Source organism: Brevundimonas diminuta, assembly GCF_039673845.1.
In the GTDB taxonomy this organism is placed as follows: Bacteria; Pseudomonadota; Alphaproteobacteria; order Caulobacterales; family Caulobacteraceae; genus Brevundimonas; species Brevundimonas diminuta_E.
Window position 1 is genome coordinate 15,359 of record NZ_JBDJMK010000015.1, and the last position, 18,872, is coordinate 34,230.

General features: G+C 65.3%; 18 protein-coding genes and 1 tRNA gene. 17 read left to right on the forward strand and 2 right to left on the reverse strand.

Annotated features, from left to right (window positions below; all coding sequences use genetic code 11):
• Window positions 1-254 precede the first annotated feature (254 nt).
• The 15 genes from ABE454_RS15435 to ABE454_RS15505 all read left to right on the forward strand — a co-directional run bounded on the left by ABE454_RS15435 (window position 255) and on the right by ABE454_RS15505 (window position 15,656).
• Window positions 255-731, forward strand: coding sequence for a hypothetical protein (locus ABE454_RS15435; RefSeq protein ID WP_346532993.1), 477 nt, complete (start codon window positions 255-257; stop codon window positions 729-731).
• 681 nt (window positions 732-1,412) lie between these two features.
• Window positions 1,413-2,090 carry a transcriptional repressor gene (locus tag ABE454_RS15440; protein WP_346532994.1) on the forward strand — a complete coding sequence of 226 codons (678 nt, stop codon included), beginning with the start codon at window positions 1,413-1,415 and terminating at the stop codon, window positions 2,088-2,090.
• 306 nt (window positions 2,091-2,396) lie between these two features.
• Window positions 2,397-4,640, forward strand: coding sequence for a TonB-dependent receptor (locus tag ABE454_RS15445; protein ID WP_346532995.1), 2,244 nt, complete (start codon window positions 2,397-2,399; stop codon window positions 4,638-4,640).
• A 71-nt stretch (window positions 4,641-4,711) separates the two neighbouring features.
• The gene (locus ABE454_RS15450) at window positions 4,712-5,404 is read left to right on the forward strand and encodes a tetratricopeptide repeat protein (protein ID WP_346532996.1); all 693 of its coding nucleotides are present in this window, start codon (window positions 4,712-4,714) and stop codon (window positions 5,402-5,404) included.
• 252 nt (window positions 5,405-5,656) lie between these two features.
• Window positions 5,657-6,382 (forward strand): transcriptional repressor, encoded by a 726-nt coding sequence (locus ABE454_RS15455; protein WP_346532997.1) that lies wholly within the window; start codon window positions 5,657-5,659, stop codon window positions 6,380-6,382.
• A 152-nt stretch (window positions 6,383-6,534) separates the two neighbouring features.
• Window positions 6,535-8,265: a TonB-dependent receptor gene (locus tag ABE454_RS15460; protein WP_346532998.1), complete on the forward strand. Its 1,731-nt coding sequence runs from the start codon at window positions 6,535-6,537 to the stop codon at window positions 8,263-8,265.
• Window positions 8,262-8,654: a TonB-dependent receptor domain-containing protein gene (locus ABE454_RS15465; protein ID WP_346532999.1), complete on the forward strand. Its 393-nt coding sequence runs from the start codon at window positions 8,262-8,264 to the stop codon at window positions 8,652-8,654. The genes ABE454_RS15460 and ABE454_RS15465 overlap by 4 nt, the downstream gene beginning before the upstream one ends.
• A gap of 125 nt (window positions 8,655-8,779) precedes the next feature.
• Complete coding sequence (locus ABE454_RS15470) at window positions 8,780-9,463, forward strand: Fe2+-dependent dioxygenase (protein WP_346533000.1); 684 nt, start codon at window positions 8,780-8,782, stop codon at window positions 9,461-9,463.
• A 93-nt stretch (window positions 9,464-9,556) separates the two neighbouring features.
• Window positions 9,557-10,081 carry an RNA polymerase sigma factor gene (locus tag ABE454_RS15475; protein WP_346533001.1) on the forward strand — a complete coding sequence of 175 codons (525 nt, stop codon included), beginning with the start codon at window positions 9,557-9,559 and terminating at the stop codon, window positions 10,079-10,081.
• Between the two features lie 72 nt (window positions 10,082-10,153).
• Window positions 10,154-11,110 carry a FecR family protein gene (locus ABE454_RS15480; RefSeq protein ID WP_346533002.1) on the forward strand — a complete coding sequence of 319 codons (957 nt, stop codon included), beginning with the start codon at window positions 10,154-10,156 and terminating at the stop codon, window positions 11,108-11,110.
• Window positions 11,111-11,210: 100 nt separating this feature from the next.
• The gene (locus tag ABE454_RS15485; RefSeq protein ID WP_346533003.1) at window positions 11,211-12,050 is read left to right on the forward strand and encodes an STN domain-containing protein; all 840 of its coding nucleotides are present in this window, start codon (window positions 11,211-11,213) and stop codon (window positions 12,048-12,050) included.
• Window positions 12,017-14,746 carry a TonB-dependent receptor domain-containing protein gene (locus tag ABE454_RS15490; RefSeq protein WP_346533004.1) on the forward strand — a complete coding sequence of 910 codons (2,730 nt, stop codon included), beginning with the start codon at window positions 12,017-12,019 and terminating at the stop codon, window positions 14,744-14,746. Before ABE454_RS15485 ends, ABE454_RS15490 begins: the two co-directional genes overlap by 34 nt.
• Window positions 14,747-14,818: 72 nt before the next feature.
• Window positions 14,819-15,001 carry a hypothetical protein gene (locus tag ABE454_RS15495; RefSeq protein ID WP_346533005.1) on the forward strand — a complete coding sequence of 61 codons (183 nt, stop codon included), beginning with the start codon at window positions 14,819-14,821 and terminating at the stop codon, window positions 14,999-15,001.
• Between the two features lie 146 nt (window positions 15,002-15,147).
• A complete protein-coding gene (locus tag ABE454_RS15500; protein WP_346533006.1) occupies window positions 15,148-15,384 on the forward strand; it encodes a hypothetical protein in 237 nt (78 codons plus the stop codon).
• Window positions 15,385-15,395: 11 nt separating this feature from the next.
• A complete protein-coding gene (locus ABE454_RS15505; protein ID WP_346533007.1) occupies window positions 15,396-15,656 on the forward strand; it encodes a tyrosine-type recombinase/integrase in 261 nt (86 codons plus the stop codon).
• Window positions 15,657-15,684: 28 nt separating this feature from the next.
• On the opposite strand, the gene ABE454_RS15510 is transcribed toward ABE454_RS15505, so the two are convergent.
• A tRNA-Ser gene (locus tag ABE454_RS15510) sits at window positions 15,685-15,774 on the reverse strand.
• A gap of 145 nt (window positions 15,775-15,919) precedes the next feature.
• Between ABE454_RS15510 and msrA the strand changes: the two genes are divergently transcribed.
• Together msrA and ABE454_RS15520 are read left to right on the forward strand one after the other, a co-directional pair.
• The gene (gene msrA, locus ABE454_RS15515) at window positions 15,920-16,570 is read left to right on the forward strand and encodes a peptide-methionine (S)-S-oxide reductase MsrA (protein WP_346533008.1); all 651 of its coding nucleotides are present in this window, start codon (window positions 15,920-15,922) and stop codon (window positions 16,568-16,570) included.
• Between the two features lie 13 nt (window positions 16,571-16,583).
• Window positions 16,584-16,937 (forward strand): MmcQ/YjbR family DNA-binding protein, encoded by a 354-nt coding sequence (locus ABE454_RS15520; RefSeq protein ID WP_346533009.1) that lies wholly within the window; start codon window positions 16,584-16,586, stop codon window positions 16,935-16,937.
• A 121-nt stretch (window positions 16,938-17,058) separates the two neighbouring features.
• On the opposite strand, the gene ABE454_RS15525 is transcribed toward ABE454_RS15520, so the two are convergent.
• Window positions 17,059-18,846, reverse strand: a complete 1,788-nt coding sequence (locus tag ABE454_RS15525; protein ID WP_346533010.1) for a DUF885 domain-containing protein — start codon at window positions 18,844-18,846, stop codon at window positions 17,059-17,061.
• Window positions 18,847-18,872: the final 26 nt, after the last annotated feature.

Sequence of the window (18,872 nt, forward strand, 5' to 3'; positions counted from 1 at the left end):
TAAATACGAGTGATAGTCGTCACAACAAGGCCATTCTGTCAATCGAGCAGTTTTTCGGCGGAGAATGTATGATGCCGAAGCGGGAAATGTATTGAAGTTGATGCGTCCTGCGCCGGCCGCGCTTTGGTGGCGGTGCTTTTTAGACGAGCCATCCCTCTCTCCCCGGCCGTGGATGGGGGGCGCTGAAAGCGTTCAGTGCTGGGTCATTAAATCCAGGCTGGCGAGCGCCGCCACTCGCCTGGTTTCAGAGCTCATTGATCCAGAAGATCATGATTGTGGCGATGATGATTGCGGCGATGAAGGCGCCCCTGTCGCGCCCTGTCCTAGAGACCTGCGGTAAGGCCGACCTCAAGCGGGCGCGCGGTTTTGGAAACCTGAGGATAGTCGCCGACGACCATTTCGTTTGCGACGCCGTGGCGCCTAACCAAGTGTATGCCCGTGAGCGACTGTCGACGGCGGAGCGGTCTATTCGGTTTATGGAGCACACCGGTCTCCGCCCCTCGAAAGATCGCCGCAAGGCCTATCCGGGCGGTTCAATGCGTAAAAAATGCCCGGCAAGGATCACGCCACCAGCTGGGTTGTTGCGGCAACGGGCCGGATCAGATGCTTTTTCTGGTTACGCAGACTGGTTACGCAGACTGGCGTCGGTTTTACGGCTGGAGGCTTCGGGAACTGGTGCCGTGGCGCCTGCCGGGCGGCGGGCATTCCCGATCGGTCGGCGCATGTGCTGAGAAAGTCGGCGGCGACCCGCCTAGCCGACGCGGGCTGCACGGAAGCTCAGATCAAAGGTGTGACGGGTCGCCAGACCTCGAAAGAGGTCGAGCGATACACCAAGGCCCGGGATCAGCGTCTGCTGGCGGAATCCGCCACCGCTCCAGGCATTCATCACGACGCATTCACCGCTGGCGTTGCGAGAGCTTCGTGGCGCTCAACTCGTAGTCCTGCGGAAGAGGGATGGCGTGTATCGCGCCGACCATGTCGGCACGGCGGACGATGTTCATCCATAGCCAAAGGCGATCCACGATCGCGCGGAAGTCGGGATTGGCAGGGCGCAGGTTGCTGGGGCCGACATCTCGTCTGAGCCAAGGGTATGTTGCAGCCGTATGAAGGGTATGCCCAACCCATCATAGTCATGAAGTTGATATTGACTATTATGTTCTGACCGTTTGAGTGCGTCCGTAAGATGCTGCGGTTGATGGGCGTAGGCCTGCTGGCAGGCCGTTTGCATGAGTCGATGTTTCGTCATGTTCTGCTGGCCGAGAAATAAAGCCGAATGTCGCTTGGATGCGTCTAGGCGCAGCCTGACTTTATGCTCGAGCGTCCGGCGCTGAGGCAGCGTGTCCAGATCGTGTTTATTCGAGTCAATTGTCCATATGCTTCGCCAGCGCGGGCATACGATGAGCCCGCCGCGCATGGCGGTTCTTCGCGCGCTGGTTGAGGCCGGTGTCCCGGTTGATGCTGAGCAGTTGTTCGAAAGCGCCAACCGTTTTCATGGTGTTTCCCGCGCGACTGTTTCGCGGACGCTGAGCTTTCTGCGTTCGGTTGGCTTGGCGGAACTCATGGGGTGCGATGCAGGTCGTGCCACCTATGGGATTGTCGTCGACGCCTATCAGGCGAAGCAGACCGAACCGCTCGGCTATCTGGAAGCTCGCTTTATTGCGCCGTCGGGCGAAGGGACGCCGTCCATTGAACCTTATGCGGCTATGTTGAGTGCTCGCGGGTATATGATGAATCCGGAGAGAGTGGCGATACTTCGCGCCTTTGTTCGTGCGGATGGTCCTGTGCATGCGGAGCAGTTGCTGGCGGAGACTCGTCGCCATTTCATGGTCTCTCGGGCGACTGTATCGCGCACGCTCAAGCTGCTGCATGAAGTGGGGATCGCCAAGCTCGCGGCGCGGGACAGAAAGCGTTGCTACTATAGCCTCGCTGGGGGCGCGCTGGGCATCGTTTTGGTGGATGAGGTGAACGGATCTGTTCGGCGCATTGAGGCGACGGGAGCTTTGAACGCGCTCCATCTGGTCTTGGCTCAGGAGGGATTTGCTCTGAGTGCGGGGATTGAAGTGCGCGTAAGGCCTTTACAGAGCGCTTGAGAGCCCTGGCTGGGTTAGCCGGCGGCTTTTTCCGATAATTGAGCGTGTGCTTGGCAGTTATTTGACAGGGCGCAGATCGTAATTGTTGGCGCCGAAAGCACGTTGTGAGGTCTGCAGGGACATCTTGGCCCAAATGTGAATGGTTCGCATTGACAATCTTAGATCTGCGATCCATTCGCATTCTTAATGCGACGCTCCGCCGCATGCGGCGTTTGCGCGCGTCTGAAATCAGGATCCATAATTGTGACGACCTCGAACCTATCGGCCGCCCGACGAGCCACGAGCGTTTCCAGCCTGGCGTTCGCCATGATCGGGGGGCTGGGCGTCGCGTCGGCTCAGGCGGCCGCCGCCTCGGGCGATGTGTCTGACCAGAACCGAACGGGGCAGGGCGCAACGTCGGTGCAGGACGTCGTCGTTACCGGCTTGCGTCGTCAGGAGCCGAAACAGACGGCGCCGCTGCGCGATACGCCGCGTTCGATCACGGTCATCCCCGAAGAGATCATCCAGGCGACGGGTTCGGATACGCTGGTCGATGCGCTGCGCACGGTGCCGGGCATCACCTTCGGGGCGGGCGAGGGCGGCAATCCGCTGGGCGACCGTCCGTTCCTGCGCGGCGCGGACACGCAGTCGTCCACCTTCGTCGATGGCGCGCGGGACATCGGCGCCCAGTCGCGCGAGGTGTTCAACATCGAGAGCATCGATGTGATCAAGGGCGCTTCGGGCGCCTATACGGGCCGGGGCGGGGCCGGAGGCGGCATCTACATCAACAACAAGACGGCGCGTCTGGGCAGTTTCATCGCCGGATCGGCCGGGCTCGGAACCGATTCTTATGGTCGCGCGACCCTGGACGCCAACTATCAGCTGTCCGAGACGGCGGCGGTGCGCCTGAACGCCATGGTGCATGACGCCGATGTCGCCGGTCGGGATGCGATCTACAACTCGCGCTGGGGCGTGGCGCCGACTTTGAGCCTGGGGCTGGGATCGCCGACGCGCGCCTATCTGAGCTATTATCACCTTGAGGCCGACGATCTGCCGGACTCGGGGATTCCCTACAACAACGCCGCCATCCGGCCCGGTTCGGTCAAGCCGGGAATGACGCCCACGCCGCCCGGCGACGGCAGTCCGTTCCGCGTTGATCGCAACACCTACTACGGCCTGGCCAACCGGGATTTCCGCAAGGAGAACGTCGACACCGGCACGATCCGGATCGAGCATGACCTCAGCCCGATCCTGCATCTGCGCAATACGACGCGGTATGGTGAAACCGGAATGGAATATGTCTGGACCCAGCCGGACGATTCCCATGGCAACGCGGCCTATGGCTATGTCTGGCGGCGCACGAACTCGCGGATTTCGGAGGCGACCAGCCTCATCAACCAGACCGATCTGTATGGAACGCTTCAGACCGGCGCCCTGCACCACAGCTTCGCCGTTGGGCTTGAGCTCTCGCGAGAGGAAAGCGAGACGGATTCCTACACCGTGACCAGCAATGGGGCGACGGTTGCATCCTATGAGTTCTGCGCCCTGCCGAACGCGGTGGACACCTACAACTGCACCAGCCTGAACAATCCCAACCCTCATGATCCCTGGGTCGGGACGATCACGCGCAACAACAATCCGGCAAACGCCAAGACGACGTCCAAGGCGCTCTATCTGTTCGACACCATTACGCTGAACCCTCAGTGGCAGATCAATCTGGGCCTGCGGTATGAACTGTATGACGCTGAAAACGTCACATCGCGCAATGCGACGACGCAGTTGCGCTCGACCTTCAAGCGCAGCGACGACCTGTTCAACTATCAGCTGGGCGTCGTCTACAAGCCGGTTGCGAACGCCTCGATCTACGCCAGCTACGCCACGTCCTATATTCCCGTGGGGGCGGCCATGGGCCAGGGCTCGGAATCCAACGGCCTGAGCAATCTTGATAACGCCGCCTTCGTGCCTGAAAAGAACGTGGCCTATGAGGTCGGCGGCAAGATGGACCTGATGGACGGCGCCCTGTCGCTGTCGGGCGCCCTGTTCCGCATGGAAACCGATAACGCCCGTATCATCCTGGCGGACGGAAAAGCCTATCAGGTCGGCGAGAAGGTCATCCAGGGCCTGGAACTGGGCGCGACCGGACAGGTCACGCCGCAGTGGTCGATCTTTGCAGGCTATACCTATATGGACTCTGAACTGGTCAAGGCGGGCGGCGCCGGCGCCAACTTCGGTCTGAATGACGGAATCCGCTTCCCCAATACGCCTGAGCACAGCGCTTCGGTGACGACGAACTATCAGGTGACGTCCAAGCTGAATCTGGGTCTTGGCGTCTATTACATGGGCAAGGTCTATGGGAACGCCTCAACCCTGACCGCGAACAGCGTCAAATGGGTTCCCGATTACACGCGCGTCGACGCCAATGCGACCTATGTGATCAATGATGCGCTGAACCTGCGCCTGAACGTGCAGAACCTGACGGATGAGTACTATTTCAGCCAGGCCTATCCGACGCACTTTGCGACGGTGGCGCCGGGCCGTTCGGCGACGCTGACGCTGAACTTCCGCTACTAGGGGCCATCCGGCTTCATGAGACGCCCCTCCGTTTGCAGCGGAGGGGCGTCTTTCGTTCAGAGACGACGATTATGAACCAGCCCGCTGCGCGCGACATAGATCATGCCCTGACCCTTCCGAATGATCAGGCCCTGTCGCAGTTTCAGGCCTGGGCGATGGCCGGGGTTCCTGAAGCGCAGCTTGTGCTGGGCCAGATGCTGCTGGATGGACGCGGCGCCGCAGCGGATGCACAGGCGGGCTTCAGATGGTTTCTGAAGGCGGCGCGCGCCGGTCATCCGATGGCGATGAACATGGTCGGCCGCTGCTATGAAAACGGCTGGGGCGTGAGCGCCGATCCTGCGATCGCGACGACATGGTTTCGCGGTGCGGCGGACAAGGGGCTGGACTGGGGAATGTACAACTATGCGACATCCCTCGCGCTGGGGCGTGGCGTCGCCGAGGATCGCCAGGCGGCGCTGGGCTGGCTGAGGCGTGCGACCGCGCTGGGGCACGCCAAGTCGATGAATCTTCTGGGCGGTTTTTATGAGGACGGCTGGGGCGTCGAGGCCGACCTCGCGCAGGCGCGCGCCCTATATCAGCAGGCAGCCGAGGGCGGCGATTTCCGGGGGTGGTTCAACCTGGGGCGCTTTCAGCGCGCTGAGGGAGATGCACAAGGCGCTGAAGTCAGCTTCCGCCGTGCGCGTCAGGACGCCACGCCAGCGTTTCGCGCGTCGATGGATGACTATCTGAGCGGTGTCGGGGCGGGGCTGCGCGACGGAACCTGACGTATACATTGCGGTCAGATTACAAAACGACCGGGGCCGTTGCCGGACCACTGAGGGCTGCTAGGAATTCAGGCGTCCGCGTTTGGGGGCGGACGATTCAGCCTTCTTGGCCTTTGTCATGCCTGCGTTCCTTCCTGTTCTGCAACTCGCTGATGAGCGCCGTCTGGCAGGCGTCATGATCAATGGCGCGTCTTGTGTGCGCATCTTGTCCGTCGCGTCCGTCGTCGGGGTTTTGATGCGGCGCTTTCCGACGTGATTTCCTCTGCCGAGGTTGTGGCCCTCATTGAAGGCGCAGGTCATGTCGTCGGTCCCGAGCATGAGGTCGTCCTGAAGGTCCTGCGCGAGGCCGATCGCCCGCTGGATGCGCAGGCGGTCTGGCTCAGGAGCAACGGCGGCGCGCGGCGTTTCGCCCGTTCGACCATTGCGCGCACCCTGCGGCTGCTGGAGGACATCGGCGCGGTCACGGCGCACAGGCGTGGTGCCCGGGACGTGTTCAGCCTTGCCGCCGAAGCGCCGCCTGCTGCGCCGCCGTCGCGCCGTCGTCTTGCTTCACAGGATGAGCGCGAAGCCTTCGCCGCGCTTGAGGCCTTCGCCGCCCGGCAGGGCAGGGTGGTGAACGAGACGCGCGCCGCCGTCTTCGACGTGCTGGCCGCCGCCGGTCAGGCCATGGACACGGACGCCGTCTGGAACGCCGTGTCGGAAAGAGGCGTCGGCGCCTCCTATTCGACCGTGACGCGCAGTCTGCGGCTGCTGGAGGAGCTCGGCGCCGTCGAGGTCAGCGCGCGACAGGGATCGCGTCGCCTGTTCCGGTTGCGCACCGTGCCGCGCGTCGTCTCCCTGGTCATGCCGCATGAGGCGCAGGTCTGCGAGGTTCCCGCCGACGCCCTGCTGGCGACCATCGAGCGTTTTCTGGCGGACAGGAATCTCGAACTGGCGGCGGGCATCTGTTTCAACGTTCGGCCCGCGGGCGGCGTCTGAAGAGGCGCGTCTGCGGGCGCGACGGACAGCCTGTGACAAATGTCGTTTTGATACTGAGAGTCTTTCTTATTAGCAGGCTCCACCTCGACGGCGTTATGCGATCCATTCTCAAGATCAATGCGGCGCGGTCTTTCAGGAACCGGAGCCTTCCCTTGTCCAGCCTTCTTCCGCCCATGTCCGCCGCCCTGTTGCTGGCGGTTCCGGGCGCCGCCCTCGCCCAGTCGCAGACGCCCTCATCGACGGCCGTGACGGAGGTGGACGAGGTCGAGGTGATTGGCCGCCGCGCCGGCGAACCCACCGGCCCGCAGTTCACGGCGCCGCTGCTGGATACGCCCAAGAGCGTCACCGTCATCAGCCGCGAACTGATCGAACAGCGCGGCGCCGCCTCGCTGGCCGATGTGCTGCGCACGACGCCGGGCATTTCGCTGGGCTTGGGCGAGGGCGGCACCCCGGTCGGCGACCGGCCGTTCATTCGCGGCTATGAGGCCAGCACCGATATCTTCATCGACGGCGTGCGCGATCTGGGCCGCTTCGCGCATGAAGCCTTCAACATCGAGCAGGTCGAAATCATCAAGGGACCGGGCTCGGCCTACAGCGGGCGCGGATCGACCGGCGGCAGCATCAACATGGTCAGCAAGCGTCCGCGCCCCGACAACTTCCTGTCAGGCTCGATCGGCGCGGGCACGGATCAGTACATGCGCGGCACGCTCGACATGAACCGGATGATTACGGACAGGTTCGCCGTGCGGCTGAACCTGATGAGCCACCATGCGGACACGCCTGGCCGCGATCACGTCAACGCCGAGCGTTATGGACTGGCGCCGTCGCTGGCCTATCGCCTGTCGGACAGCACCAGCATCCATCTGGGCTATTACATGCTGCGCGCCGACGATGTGCCGGATCTGGGCCACCCGTTCGCCATCGACGGCAGCGGCCAGCCGGTGAAGGTGCGCCGTGATAACTTCTATGGCGTGGTCGGCCGCGACGCCCGGCGCAACAACGCCGACATCGGCACCCTGACGCTGGAGCATGAGTTCCCCAACGGCTTCCAGCTGACCAATGTCTCCCGGCTGGCGGAATCCACCAGCCAGTACATCATGAGCCGTCCCACCATCCATGTGGCGTCGGGCATGGTGAACCGCGACGTGCGGACCGGCAATCGCCGCAGCGAGACCTGGGCCAACCAGACGGCGCTGCGCGGCGCCTTCAACGTTGCGGGCGTGCGCAACCAGTTCGTCGCGGGGCTGGACTTTGCGCAGGAGAAGCTGCTGACCGGCGACGTTCCGGCCAGCGCCCTGTTCGCCGTGGGGCGCACCGACCTGACCAAGCCGAACGCCAGCGATCCCGCCTATCGCGGCCCGACCCTGGCCGACTTCAGCGACGACTATGACGCCCTGAGCAACCGAACGCGGACCCAGGCGGCCTATGTGTTCAACACGATGGATCTGACCGACAAATGGTCGCTGAATCTGGGCCTGCGCTACGACGACTATGACGTGACCGATGGCTCGGTCTCCAACCGCTCCAAATTCTGGAACTATCAGGCGGGCCTCGTCTACAAGCCGCGCGAGAACGGCAGCATCTATCTGTCCTACGGCACCTCATCGAACCCGTCGGGCGAAACGGCAGGCCAGTCGGGCGGGGCGGACGGTTCGGCGGGCGGCGGCCTGGGCGGTTCGCGCCCGAACCTCGACCCGGAAGAGAACCGCAGCTTTGAACTGGGCACCAAGTGGGAGGTGCTGAACAACCGCCTGTCGCTGACCGCCGCCGTGTTCGAGGCGGAAAAGACGAACCAGCGCGCCACCGACCCCACGACCGGCGAAGTGGCCCTGATCGGCACAACCGCACGCGCGGTCTGGAACTGGGCTTCTCGGGCAATGTGACCGAGGCGTGGGCGATCTACGGCGGCTACACCTATCTCGATCCCAAGATGCTGGACGACGGGGCGGGCTCCAACGACGGCAAGCGGTTGAAGTTCATCGCCCAGAACAGCTTCAGCATCTGGAGCACTTATGAGATCCGCCGGTTCACCGTCGGGGGCGGGGCCACCTATATGTCGGATCGCTGGATGGATGACGCCAACTCTCTGGGCGTGCCTTCCTACTGGCGTTACGACCTGATGGGCAGCTATGCGATCGACGACAACGTCAACGTCCGGGTGAACATCCAGAACCTGACCGACGAGACCATCTATGAAGGCTCGCACGTCGGCCTGTTCGCCAATGTCGGGCCGGGGCGCTCCGGCTTTGTGACGCTGAACTTCAACTTCTGATCCCGTGACGCCCCCGGCCTTGCATCAAGGCCGGGGGTTTTCCTTTGAGCGGGCGGCACAGTCGTGCGAATGGATCGCAAGCTGGCGATGCCCAGCCATTTCCTTCCCTGCAGGAGAAGACAGCCATGCTGGCGCACATCCCCAATGTCCTGAGCCGGGAGCAGGTCCAGCAGTTCCGCGCCCTGATGGACGCCGCCGACTGGACGGACGGCAACCAGACCTCGGGCGCCCAGTCCGCCCTGGCCAAGAACAACACCCAACTGCCCGAAGGCTCGCCGCTGGCCAAGCAGTTGGGCGCCATCATTCTGGACGCCCTGGGCGCTTCGCCCGCCTTCGTCTCGGCGGCCCTGCCGCTCAAGGTCTTTCCGCCCCTGTTCAACCGCTATGAGGGCGAGCAGTCGTTCGGCCTGCATATCGACAACTCGATCCGCATCCTGCGCGGGACCGATTTCCGGATCCGCAGCGACCTGTCGTCCACCCTCTTCCTGTCCGATCCGGATGAGTATGACGGCGGCGAACTGGTCATTCAGGACACCTATGGCGAGCAGCGGATCAAACTGCCTGCCGGGGACCTGATCCTCTATCCGGCCTCCAGCGAGCATCTGGTCACGCCGGTCACGCGCGGCGCGCGGGTGGCCTCCTTCTTCTGGACGCAGAGCATGGTGCGCGACGATGGCGAGCGCGCGACCCTCTACAGCCTGGACACGGCCATTCAGGGGCTGGTTCCCGTGCTGGGCAACGACGACCCCAAGGTCATCAAGCTGACCGGCGTTTATCACAACCTGCTGCGGCGCTGGGCCGAGTGCTGAGTACGGGTATGGAGGCGGCGGCCGCAATGCTTGTTTGATAATCATTATCACTTGCGTTAGGAGGTCTGCACTCGCTGTTTCCGGACCCTCGCCATGCCGTCGCCCCTCCCGCTGTCCGAAGATGAGATCGGAGAGACGGACCGACGGCTGAAGGGTCTTGTGCGTCGCCGAGTCGGCCACCGCGAGGATTCAGAGGATATCGCCCAGGACAGCTGGCTGCGGCTGGCGTCTTCGGTGCGGGGCGAGGGGGCGCCGATCGTAAACGGTCCGGCCTATCTGTTTCGCATCGCCCGCAATCTGATCGTCGACCACCGACGGCGCGAGGCGGCCCGGCCGCCGGTCGATGGCGACGACGCCCTGTTGATGGCGGCCGATCCCAGGCCCGATCCCGAGCGCGCTTTGATCACCCGCAGCGAACTGGCGCGGATGGACCGCATCATCGCCGCCATGCCCGCCCGGCCGCGTGAAGTCTTTCGCCTGTCGCGGATCGAGGGGCTGTCCTTCGCCGAGATCGGCCGCCGGATGGGGCTGTCGCGCCAGACAGTGCATGAGCATATGGGCCGCGCCCTGCTGGCCATTCAGTTGGCGGCGGATACGGATTTCGACGCAGAGACCTGACAAAGGACGCGGTCTTTCGTCCCCCTTTGCAAGGGGGCGCCTGCACCGGCGCGCGAACCGCACGAGACGGATGTGAACCCAAGGCGAAGTCAGGCCCAGGCCGATCCGGCGACGGAGGCGGCGATCACATGGTTCGTGCGCCTGCACGACGACCCGGCCGACACCAGCCTGCGCGCCGATTTCGAGGCGTGGCGCGCGGCGGACCCGGCCCATGGCCGCGCCTATGACCGGCTGCAGCGCCTGTGGGGCGCCGCGGCGCATCTGCCCGCCCTGGCGACGGGCGGGGCGGCGAAAGGGCTGGGGCCGCTTCCGGATCGCCGGACCTTGCTGCGCGGGGCGGCCGGGCTGGGCGGAACGGCGGCCGTGGCCCTGATCGGCGGGCGTCTGGCCCTTGGGCCTCATCCTTTCGCGACCTATGCGACGCGGCCGGGCGAGACGCTGCGCGTGACGCTGGCGGACGGCTCGCGCGTCGAGCTTTCGACCCGGACAGCCGTGGACGTGGACTTCAGCGCCAGACGGCGGCGCCTGCGGCTGCTGGGCGGCGAGGCGTGGTTTCAGCCGTCGTCGGCGGACCTTCGTCCTTTCGTCGTGGAGGCGGCGGGCGGCCGGATCGAGGCCCCTGAGGGCGCCTTTGCAGCCGTGGTCGAGCCCGGCGTCGCCCGCGTCGGCGCGACGGCCGGGGCGGTGCGCGTCGCGCTGGGGCAGGCGAGCGCGGGACTGCAGGCCGGACAGGGTCTGTCCTACGGTCGGGCCGGGCTGTCGCCGGTTCGCGGACTGTCGCAGGACAGTCTGGCGTGGCGCGACGGGCGTCTGGTCTTCATTGATGCGCCGCTGCGGCATGTGGCGGCCGTGCTGGACCGCTGGACCGGCGGGCGCACCGTGATCCTGGATGAGGCGCTGGCGGCGCGGCGCGTGACCCTGATCACCCGCACGACCGAGGCCGCGCAGGGGCTGGAGCGTCTGGCGCAGGCGACGCCCATGCGCATCCGGCGCGGCGGCGATCTGTTCGCCGTTCTGACGCCAAATTGAAAATAAATCTCATTCTTACCTGACGAGGGGGCGATCCTGTCGTCTTTCTCACCGAGGGCGGGCGCCGACAGCCTGCCGGTTTATCCCGTGTGAGGGGCGTATGAAGACGAGATTGGGCGGCGGCCGGGCCTTGATGATGGCCGCCTTGATGGGCTCTACCGCACTGGCCGCCATGGCCGCCTCCGCCGATCCGGCGCGGGCGCAGGCGCAGGAAGCGGCCTTCGATATCGGGCCCCAGCCGTTGGGCGCCGCGCTGGCGGCCTACAGCCGGGCGACCGGGGTGAATGTGGTCTATGGCGGAACCATGCCGGGCGCCCGTTCGCCGGGCGCGGTCGGGCGGATGTCGTCGTCCGAGGGCCTGTCGCGCATACTGGCGGGCAGCGGCCTGACCTATCGCTTCACCGGCGCGCAGACCGTGCAGCTGGAGCCTGCGCCCCAACGTGCGGCGGGCGAGGGCGTGATCCAGCTGGGCGCCGTGCGGGTTGAGGGCGACAGTGGAAACGGCGGCGTGGTCGCTGGAAACGGGCGCGCAGCGGGCTGGGACGGCTCGGGCGGATCGGTCTATGTGACGCCGGGTTCGGTCAGCGTCATCACGCGGGACAAGCTGGAAGCCTATCCGGCGCAGGCCCCCGCCGACATGCTGCGCGGTGCGACGGGCATCATCTCGGGCGAGGCGCGCAGCAGCGGCGGCCTGGACGTCAACATCCGGGGGATGCAGGGGCAGGGCCGGGTGCCGGTGACGGTCGACGGCGCGATCAACGGAACGACCGTCTATCGCGGCTATCAGGGCACCAGCAACCGCAGCTTCATCGACCCTGATTTCATCAGCCACGTCGCCATCGAGAAGGGCCCGTCGATGGGCAACGCCATCGCAGGCGGGATCGGTGGCTCGGCGTCGACGACATCGTGCCTGCGGACGATGTCATGGCCGTGCGGGTGATGGCGTCGCTGAGCGGCAACAACACGACGCCGGGGTCGAACATGACCCGCAATATTCTGGAGCCGCTCAGCTTCTACGGCGACCCGCTGGCTGCGACGCGGCGGCGTGACCGGCCCGGCTTCTTCACGCCGGGCGGCGGCTCGACCAGTCTGGTGTTCGGGCGCCGGGGTGAGCGGATCGACCTGGTGGCGGGCTATTCCTATCGCAACACGGGCAACTATTTCGCGGGCGCGGGCGGCAAATATGCGCCCAAGCCGACGGGCGCGCCGTCGCCCTTCTGCGCCGCGGGCTCGAACGAGGCGGTGCTGCAGCAGCTGTGCGATCGCGCCGTCGCCTTCTATGGCGAGCACGGCCACACGCCGTTCGTCGCCGGCGAACAGGTCTACAACACCTCGAACGAGAGTGAATCGGTCTTGCTGAAGGCGGTGATCCGCCCGGCCGACGACCATCTGCTTGAGCTGGGCTATGGCGGCTATTGGAGCACCTTCGGAGAGAACTATCCCGGCACCCTGGTCAGCCCCACGGGCGCGGTGTTCCAGAACAGCGCCTTTTCAGAAACCTCTCTGGATCGCGTCACGGGCCGCTATCGCTGGAATCCCGCGAACGACCTCATTGATCTGAAGATCAACGGCTGGCTTTCCAAACTCGAGGAGAGCGCGCCGTCCTTCTATAACTCCGACCCGTCGCGTCGCTATGTAGACAGCTGGGGCGCAGACGCGGGCAACGCCTCAAGGCTGTCGACGCCCGCTGGCCTGTTCTCGGCCGATTACGGCGCCTCCTTCCTTCATGAAAAGGCCGGGCCGGTCGGCGACTGGTCGGCCGTCGTCTCCAACCCGCCGGGGCGTGAGGGTTCGCGCAGCGAATACAGCCTGTTCGCCGATACGGCGCTGGAGCCGACCGGCTGGCTGCGCCTGACCGCGGGCGCGCGCTACCAGAACTACACCCTGACGGACCGGCAGACGCGCCTGAACCAGACCGTTCAGCAGCGGCTTGAGCGCAGCGAGGACGCCTTCAACTGGTCGCTGGGCGCGACGGTGACGCCGATGGACGGGATGCAACTGTTCGCCACCTACAAGAAGGCGTCGCGCCTGCCGTCGCTGCTGGAGGCGACCACCAACTTCTTCATGGTGGCCAATCCGGACCTTCACAAGGAAACCGCCAGCAACTGGGAGGTCGGCGCCAACTACATCCGCTACGGCCTGCTGGCGGACGAGGACGAACTGGGCCTGAAGCTGGTCTGGTTCGACAATGAGATCGACGGCTACATCTCGCGCCGCTACCTGCTGCAGGAAGCCGCCATGCAGATGTACAATATCGACCGGGCGCAGTTCAGCGGTCTGGAAGGCAACATCAGCTATCGCAACGGCGGTTTGAGCGTGGACGCCGGGGCCACCTATTACGACAGCATCCGCTTCTGCCGTCCGGGCGAGAACTGCATCGCCAGTTCGCTGGCCTCGGATTACGCCACCAACTATATCCCGCCGACGTGGTCGGCCAATCTCTCGATCAGCCAGAAGTTCCTGAACGATCGCGCCACCCTGGGCGCCCGCCTGACCTATATGGGCGAGCGCGCCATCGAGGCTGAAAAGCCCTCGACCGGCTTCCTGCCCCTGATCAGCGCCGTCGAATGGCATCCCTATACGCTGGTGGATCTGACCGGCAGCGTGAAGGTGAACGACAGCCTGTCGCTGAACTGGAGCGTCGATAACCTGACCGACCGCTATTATACTGAGCCGATGAGCCTGGGCTTCATCCCGGCGCCGGGGCGGACCTTCCGCATCGGTCTGAGCCAGACGCTGGGCTCAGGCGGCGGGCTCTGGCTGGGCGACTGGTTCAGCGGCGCGCACGAGGCGGGCGCCGTCGACTGGACCGGCCCCTATGTCGGCATGGATTTCGGCTATGGCTCAGGCAACACCCAGGGCGATGTGACCGACAGCGCCGGAAAGGCGGCCGACGTCGAAAACGGCAGCCGCATCGATGAGAGCCTGCGCAACTTCGTCGGCGGCGCGCGCGCGGGCTATAATTATCAGTTCGCCAACAACATCGTCATCGGCGTCGGAAGCGATGTCACGACCGGCGATCTGGCGGCCTGGTCGGGCGTGCTCGTGTCGTCCACCTCGGGCGAAAGCAACAGCATCAAATCGCTGCGTGCGGCCAATATCCTGGAGTCGGACACGCGCTACAAATGGGACCGGCTCGTCACCCTGCAGGGCAAGCTGGGCTATGCGCTGGGACGGACCCTGGTGTACGGCACGGCAGGCGTCGGCTGGATGCGCGAAACGCAGTCGCGCAGCCAATACCGCTCCACCCCGCCGACAAGCCGGGCCGATTTCGGCATCAGCCCCTATGCGCCGGGCAATATCCCGCTCGAACACTATTTCACCGAGCAGGCTCGCCATATCCGCACCGGCGCCGTTCTGGGCGCGGGCGTCGAGCGCGCCATCGACGAGCGCTGGTCGCTGCGCGCCGAATACAACTACGCCCACTTCGGCCATGAGACGTTCGAGCATGAAGACGCCCGCGCGGGCGTGGGGCTGGCCTATAACTTCTCGGGCTTCGTGCGCGACCCGGTCACCGGCGAACGGGTGCGCGTCACCTCGTCGGGGCCGGGCACCGTCAACATCGTCGAAGGCCGCAAGGTCCGCTCGGACGCCGACCTGCACATGGTCCGCATCGGCCTCAGCTATCGTTTCTGAACCGCGGCGGAGCACAGGAGAGAAAGAACGGACCAGGTTTCCGATCTGCCGCGCGCCAAGCGGCTGAAAACCATGACACATGCCGTCCATGATCGACTGGACCAGTCGATCATGGAGGCTTCATCCTTCGATAGTCTGGAAGGCTATGCGCGTTTCGTGGGCGTGCAGTGGGTCTTCCACCGCGATATCGACGCGCTTTACGGGGATGCCGCGCTGGAGGCCCTGTTTCCGGGGCTGTCGGACGATCACGGCTAACCTGCCGGAAGGTCCCGCTGCGTTCTGAAGGGCCTTCACGGGCGCTCTGGACGCCATCGCGCTGACGCCCGAGGAAGACACGCGCGTCATTAAGGGCGCCGACGCAGCCTTTGCTCGGGCGCGGGCCAGTTGGCTCGCGTGAGCGATTGGCATTTGATCTCCTGCTCTACACCGCTCAATGGTCAGGCGACGTGCGCAACATGGGGCAGCAACACGTCCAGGGCTCCGCGATTCTAGTCTGGCAGGAGAAGACCAAGGCCTTTCTCGAATTGCCGATTCATCTACGTCTCAAGTCGTCGCTCGACACCGTTCCAGCGGGGCAAATGTTGTTCCTGATCACGCAGTCGCATGTTGGCTTTACGGCGGGGGTATTCGGCAACTGATTCCGGCGTGCGTGCAGACAGGTGGCATTTCTGATCGGTCGGCGCATGGGCTGAGAAAATCGGCAGCGACGCGGCTGGCCGATGCGGGCTGCACCGAGGTGCAGATCAAGGCTGTGACCGGCCACCAGACTTCAAAAGAGGTGGAGCGCTATACGAAGGCGCGGGATCAGCGGCTTCTGGCGCAGGACGCCTTCGCCACGATCGGCGGCACGCAACGCGAACAAACTTTGGCTAACCCAACAGGCAAGTTAGCCAAATCGAACGGTAACTAACTGAAAATAAGAGAAATTACGATGGTGGTGGCGGACAGAGAGGGATTCGAACCCTCGATAGAGTTGCCCCTATACACGCGTTCCAGGCGTGCGCCTTCAACCACTCGGCCACCTGTCCATTCCACCTGAGCCCGGATGCGTCCGGGGCGGAGCCGTCGGGAGCGGACCGACGGGAGGGGCTGATTAGAGCATGACGCCCCCATGGGCAAGCGCCCTTGAAGCCTCCATATAGGCGAAGACGCTGTTTTCGCGGAGTTCGCGCCATGTTGTTGAAGAAGAATGATGAACTGCCCACGTCCGAGACGGCTCTGCCGGGGCGGGCCGAGGCGCTGGCGACCGATGAGACGCACTTTGTGCTGGGCCATGCGCTGAAGGGGCCGCATCCCGCGGGGATGCAGACGGCCGTGTTCGGCATGGGCTGTTTCTGGGGCGTGGAGCGGGTGTTCTGGCAGTTGCCGGGCGTCTGGGTGACGTCGGCGGGCTATGCGGGCGGGATCACGCCCAATCCGACCTATGAGGAGGTCTGCTCGGGCCGCACCGGCCATACTGAGGTGGTGCAGGTGGTGTTTGATCCGACGGTGATCGCTTACGACGACCTGCTGAAGGCCTTCTGGGAGAACCACGACCCGACGCAGGGCATGCGTCAGGGCAACGATCAGGGCACGCAGTATCGCTCGGCCGTCTATACGCAGAATGATGAGCAGCAGGCGCAGGCGCTGGCGTCGCGCGACGCCTATCAGGCGGCGCTGAGCGCGGCGGGGCGCGGGGCCATTACGACCGAGATCGAACCGGCGGGGCCCTATTATTTCGCCGAGGATTACCATCAGGGCTATCTGGCCAAGAATCCGGCGGGCTATTGCGGCATCGGCGGGACGGGCGTGGTCTGCCCGATCGGTCTGGGCGTCGGGGCATGAGCGGGGGCGCCTGATGGATCGTGCGGGCGTAGGCAAGGTCTGCCTGGCTCTGCCGGGAACGACGATGGATCATCCGTTCGGGCCGTTTCATGACGCCTATAAGATCGGGGGCAAGATGTTCGCCCTGATCGGGGCCGAGGGCGGGCTGTCGTTCAAGGTATCCGACATCGCCTATGCGGTGCTGACCGAAGAGGGGCGGGCGGCGCCGGCGCCCTATCTGGCGCGGGCGAAGTGGGTGCATCTGGCCGATCCGGGCGACTGGCCGGATGAGGAACTGGCGGACCATCTGAAGTCGGCCCACGCCCTGATCGCCGCCAGGCTGACGAAGAAGGCGCGGGCCGAACTGGGGCTTGTCATCCCCATCTGAGGGGGAGGGGGATCGACGGCGAAGCCGACGAGACGCAAGAGGTGGAGGGGTTCTGCTGTTGCAAAACCCCTCCACCACTTCGTGGTCCCCCTCCCCACAAAGTGGGGAGGAGAGGGAGGCGCTATTTCGCCTTCTGTTCGGCGATCCAGCGATCCATGCGGGCGTCCAGCAGGGCCAGCGGCAGGGCGCCGTCGACCAGCAGGGCGTCGTGGAAGGTCCGCACGTCGAAGCGGTCGCCCAGTTCGCGCTCGGCCTTCTGGCGGATTTCGCGCAGGCGAATCTCGCCGATCTTATAGGCCGTGGCCTGACCGGGGTCGCCGATGTAGCGCTGTAGTTCGGTCTCGATGTTGTGCGGCGACAGGGCGGAGTTGTCGCGGAAGCAGGCGCGGGCCTGTTCCTCGCTCCAGCCCAGCCAGTGCAGGCCGGTGTCGGCCACCAGACGACAGGCGCGCCACATCTCGTAACTCAGGCGGCCGAACCGCTCATAGGGCGTGCGGTAGATGCCCATTTCCTCGCCCAGAAACTCTGAATACAGGCCCCAGCCTTCGCTGAAGGCGGTGACCGAGGCGTCGCGGCGGTAATAGGGCTGGTCGGCGGCTTCCTGTTGCAGGGCGATCTGCAGGTGGTGGCCCGGCACCGCCTCATGCACCGTCAGGGCGGGCAGTTCATACAGGGGCCGCTGGTCCAGCTTGCCCGTGTTGACGATATAGCCCCCGGCCACGCCCGTCGCCATCGAGCCTGAGTTGTAGCGGCCGGTGGTGTAGGTTTCCTCCATCTCGATCGGCACCGGGCGCACGCCATAGGTCAGGCGCGGCAGGGTGGCGAACAGCGACGGCAGGCGATCGTCCGAGCGTTTGGCGATTTCGGACGCCTTCTCCAGCAGTTCCTCGCGCGTCTTGGCGTAGAATTGCGGGTCGGTGCGCAGGAAGGTCAGGAAGCCGGCGAAGTCGCCGGTCCAGCCGGCGGCGCGCATTTCCGTCTCCATGCGGGCGCGGATGCGGGCGACTTCTTCAACGCCGATCTGATGCACCTGATCGGGCGTCAGGTCGGTGGTGGTGTGGCTGCGGACCAGGAAGGCGTACAGGTCGCGGCCGCCGGGGCGGTGGACCAGGCCCGGCTCCTGCGGGGCTTTCGGCGCGTATTCGTCGCGCAGCAGGTCGCGCCAGGCGGTGCGGCGGGCGGTGATCGGCCCCTCGACGATGGCGCGGGCGCGGGCGCGGAACTGTTCCTGCTGGGCGGCGGGGATGGTGGCGGGCAGGGCGTTGAACGGACGCAGCAGGACATCGCCCGCCTCGCCGGGTTTCAGGTCGCGCTCGGCCTGGGCCAGGGCGCTGTCGACGACCGAACGGGCCTGGATCAGGCCGGTCTCAAGCCCGCGCCGGGTGTTGGCGATCCCGGCGTCGTAATAGGCGGGCGCGGCCTCAAGACGCTTCAGCCAGGCCTCGGCGTCGGCGGCCGTGGCGATGCGGGTGGCGGGCGCCACATAGGCCAGCATCTGGCCGGGGCCGCCTTCGGAATCAAAGGCCAGACGCGACGGGTCCAGCTCGATCCGCTCCAGCTCGCGGCCGATCAGATAGCCGACGAAGGCGTGGTTCAGGCGGTGGCCTTCATCCAGCGCGGCCGGGTCGATGGCGTCCAGCCGGGCCTTCAGGGCGTTCAGCGGCGCACGACGGGCCAGTTCGCCTGCGCGGCTGGCGTCGGGCAGGCGCGACAGGGCGGCGCGGTCGCCGTCCATGCCCGAGCCGATGGGGTCCGCCTGACGCAGATAGGCTTCATAGTCGACCAGCAGGGCGTCCAGCGCGGCGGCGGACGGCGACTGGGCCTGAACGACGGCGGCCTGCGCGGGCGGCGCGCCTGCGGCCGCAAGGCCCGACAAGCCGAGACCGGCGGCGAAAAGAAGATGACGCATGGCAGAAGCCCTCCCGAATACAGCGG